2 protein-coding genes and 1 pseudogene are annotated in these 4,081 nt (G+C 70.9%); all 3 read left to right on the forward strand.

Annotated elements, in window-relative coordinates; translation table 11 throughout:
• Positions 1-1,397, forward strand: a pseudogene (locus tag GWK61_RS53085) (hypothetical protein); the annotation flags it as partial.
• 93 nt (positions 1,398-1,490) lie between these two features.
• On the forward strand, positions 1,491-2,897 hold the full coding sequence (locus GWK61_RS53090; RefSeq protein ID WP_194921929.1) for an OB-fold domain-containing protein: 1,407 nt from the start codon (positions 1,491-1,493) through the stop codon (positions 2,895-2,897).
• Positions 2,897-4,081, forward strand: a 1,185-nt coding sequence (locus GWK61_RS53095; protein ID WP_194921930.1) for an acetyl-CoA acetyltransferase, incomplete at its 3' end; no start/stop codon positions are given. The genes GWK61_RS53090 and GWK61_RS53095, both read left to right, overlap by 1 nt.

The raw sequence follows: 4,081 nt of genomic DNA on the forward strand, positions 1-4,081 counted from the left end.
CGGTAGGGCCGGTCGGGCCGCAGTCGTATCTGGACCGCGAGCGAAGCCGGCGTGCGCGGGCGGCGGGTGGTGGCGAGGTGGATGCTGAGGCGGAGCAGGAGGCTGGCGCGGCGCCGCACGAGCAGGCCGAGCCCGACTCCGAGGCGATGCAGGAGCCTGAGGCAGCGCAGGAGCCTGAGGCTGGGGAGCCGGAGATCGTGCTTGCGGCCAAGCCGGAGCCCTCCGTGTCGGGGCCCGGATCGGAGCATTTGCCCGACACCGCGCAAGAGCAGGGCGGATCCGAGCCTGCCCGCGCGCCCGCCATACCGATCAGCCAGCGCTCCTACCTCGACCGCGAGCGTGCTGAGCGCAACCGTCGTGTCGAGGTCGAGGAGGTCGCCGATGAGCCCGAGCCTGAGGCCGAGGTGCGGCCTGCGGAGCAGCGTCCGTTGTTGCGCAAGGAGCGTGCGCTGGATCCCGACTGGATCAGTGCGCGTCCGCTCTTCCGCGATGAGGCTCCCACCCGCCCGCTGCCGCGGATCGAGTTCGAGCCCTCTGAGCCCCCTGAAGACGCCGACGCCGCCCCGCCGCGCAAGACGCCGCGGATCGCGCCGATGCGCAGCGTCGTGCTTGGCGCGGAGGCGGAGCATGCGGTTGCCGAGCCGGATCCCGATCCGCCGACGCTCATCGATCGCATGCCGCCCATCGATCCCGATGACCTCGTCGTTCCCGAGTTCCTGCGTCCCGACTTCATTCCGCCCATGAAGCCGCTTCGGGTGTCGCCCAACCGGCCGCCGCTACCCCAGCGCCAGCGCAAGCCACGGTCTGCCCCGGACCCGAGTCCTGGTCCGGTCGCCGCCGTCGCGCCGACCCCCGACGCCACCACCCCCGCCGCGGTCACACCAGTGCCCGCCACGACCACTCCCGCCGCAGCGACCCCCGTCCCCGCCGACATCGCCGTCCCCGACTTCATCGTCCCGGGCTTCACCGAGCCGGCGCCGGAGCCGCCGCTGCGCACCGTCCTGTCCACCGTCCTGGGGCCCGAGCTGTGGCAGCGCTGCTACACCGAGTGGAGCCCGGCGCACTGCACCGCGCTGGCGCGCATCGCACGCAACGTGGACGGCCTCGCGCCCTCGGCCGGCGCGGCGGTCCGCTCGACCGCCGGGGCCGGCATGCGGTGGCTCGGGGTGGCGCGGGAGCGCGAGATGCTGGCGGACCAGGTCGCCGACGCCATCTCGCACCCGGCCGGCGCGACGTCGGCGAACCAGGCGCGCACCGTGCGCCTCTACGGTGCGGCGATCTGCATGGCGCTGAACGTGCCGTTGCGGCGCTGCGCCTGTCACCGCGATCTGGAGCGCGACGTGTCCGGGGAGCTCATCCGGCTCGGGTTGGAGGAGCTGGCCGGGGAAGTGCCCTGATCTCGGCGATCCCAGCGTTCTCGGTGATCCGGGCGGCTTCGGCGGCCCTCCCGGCAATCTGACGCCCCATCAGATTTCCGCTACGATGCCGCCATGCGAGGAATCCTGGGGTGGGGCGTCCACCTGCCGTACCGCCGCCTGGACCGCACCGCCATCGCCCCGGTGGCCGGCACCGGCGGCGGAACCGGCACTCGGGCCGTGGCCTCGTACGACGAGGACACGACGACCATGGCCGTCGCCGCCGCCCGCGCCGCGCTGCAGGCGGAAGGCAGCAACGACACCATCAGAACCCTGTGGCTCACCACCACCGCCCCGGCCTACCAGGACCGCACCAACGCCACCGCCGTGCACGCCGCCCTCCGCCTGCCCCGCACCACCGCCGCCTACGACGCCACCGGAGCTGTCCGCTCGACGATCGGCGCCCTCGAGGCTGGCCTGACCGGCACGGGAACGCATCTCGTCGTCGCCTCCGACCTCCGCACGGGACGGCCAGGCAGCGCGGATGAGTCTGCCGGGGGCGACGCGGCTGCCGCTTTGGTCATCGGCGACGGAACCGACAACAGTCCTGTTCTGGCTGAGCTCCTCGGCCATACCAGCACCACCGAGGAGTTCCTCGACCGCTGGCGCACCCCTGGAGATCAGACCTCGAAGACCTGGGAGGACCGCTTCGGCGAGAACCGCTACACCACCCTCGCGACTGAAGCATGGAACGCCCTGCTCGTCGGGGCCGAAAAGGTCTCCGACGACATCGACATCCTGCTGATAGCCGGCACCCACGAACGCGCCGCGAAGTCCGCGCTGAAGAAAACCGGCGTGCCTGCCGCACGCCACCATGACCCGTTCAGCAAAACAGTCGGCAACTCAGGCGCGGCCCACCCCGCGCTGCTCATCGCATCAGCCCTCGAAGTCGCGCAACCCGGCCAGACCATCGCGCTCCTGGTTCTGGCAGACGGCGCCGACGCCTTCCTGTGGCGCGCGACGGAAGCCCTCGCGGCCTACCGCCCCGCACGCCCTGTCGCCGACCAGCTCGCGGCCTCCGGCGGCGTCCCGTACGGCCGTTACCTCGCCTGGCGTGGGTTCCTTCCCGTCGAGCCGCCACGCCGCCCGGAGCCGGCCCGCACGTCCGCGTCGGCGGCCGCGCGCGCTGCCGACTGGAAGTTCGCGCTCGTGGGCACTGAGAGCGCGGACGGGGCAATCGTTCACCTGCCGCCGTCCTCGTTCGATGCCGCGCCGCATCCGGCTGCCGGTAGCGAGGGCACGATTGTGACCTTCACCGTCGACCGCCTCGCCTACTCCCCCAGCCCGCCAGTGGTCTTCGCGGTCGTCGACTTCGATGGGGGCGGTCGGTTGCCGATTGAGCTCACCGACGTCGACGCAGACGAGGTCGCCATAGGGCTGCGCGTCGAGGCGACGTTCCGCCGTCTGAGCAGCGCCGACGGAATCCACAATTATTTCTGGAAGGCGCGCCCCGTCCGCCATCCTGAAAGGGAGACCCGCTGATGGCCTCGCACGGCATCAAAGACCGCGTCGCGATCGTCGGCATGGGCTGCACGCGTTTCGCAGAGCACTGGGACAGCGGGGTCGATGAGCTGCTGTTGTCGGCGACGTCGGAGGCGTTTACCGGCGCGGGGTTGGCGAAGGAGGAGATCGACGCGTACTGGCTCGGCACCGCGCAGTCCGGGATGAGCGGGATCACGCTGGCGCGGCCGCTGGAGCTGGAGGGCAAGCCCGTCACGCGTGTCGAGAACTACTGCGCGACTGGCTCTGAGGCGTTGCGGCAGGCTGCTTATGCGGTGGCTTCGGGTGCGTATGACGTTGCGATGGCCGTGGGCGTTGAGAAGGTGAAGGACTCCGGCTACCAGGGCCTCAACGCCTTCCCGATTCCTGGCGACGGCACCGCGCGCACCGTCACCGCCGCCGCGATGTTCTCCATGGTCGTGCCTGCGTATGGGGCGAAATACGGCGTTGGCCCGCAGGAGATGCGCGAGGTGCTGGCACGCATCGCGTCCAAGAACCACGCCAACGGTGCTCGTAACCCCAAGGCACAGTTCCGTAAGGAGTGGACTGTCGAGCAACTGCTTGCGATGCCGCGCGTGGCAGGCGAGCTGTCGGTGTTCGACTGCGCCGGTGTGGCCGATGGGGCGGCGGCGGCGATCGTGGTCCGGGCTGAGGATGCGCTGCGGTACACGGACAGGCCGCTGTATATCAAGGCTCTGTCACTGGTCGCCGGCAATGGCCTGGCCTTGGGGGACCCGGCCTACGACTACACGACCTTTCCGGAGATCGTCGCCGCCGCTGAGGACGCCTACCACCAAGCCGGCGTGACCGATCCGCGCCGCGAACTGGCGATGGCCGAGGTGCACGACTGCTTCACGCCGACCGAGCTGGTGCTGATGGAGGACCTGGGCTTCTGCGAGCGCGGCAAGGCCTGGCAGGACGTGCTGTCCGGGGCGTTCGACCTCGACGGCGACCTCCCGGTCAACCCGGACGGCGGGCTGAAGTCCTTCGGCCACCCGGTCGGCGCCTCCGGGCTGCGGATGATGTACGAGGCCTGGCTCCAGCTGCGTGGGGAGGCGCCGGCGGAGCGGCGGATCGGGACGTTCGGGCGGCGGGAGGTTGCGTTGACGCATAATCTTGGGGGGTATCCGGGGGAGATGGTGGGGTTTGTGTCGATTCTTGGGATG

Source organism: Catenulispora rubra (assembly GCF_015356825.1).
Taxonomy (GTDB): Bacteria; Actinomycetota; Actinomycetes; order Streptomycetales; family Catenulisporaceae; genus Catenulispora; species Catenulispora rubra.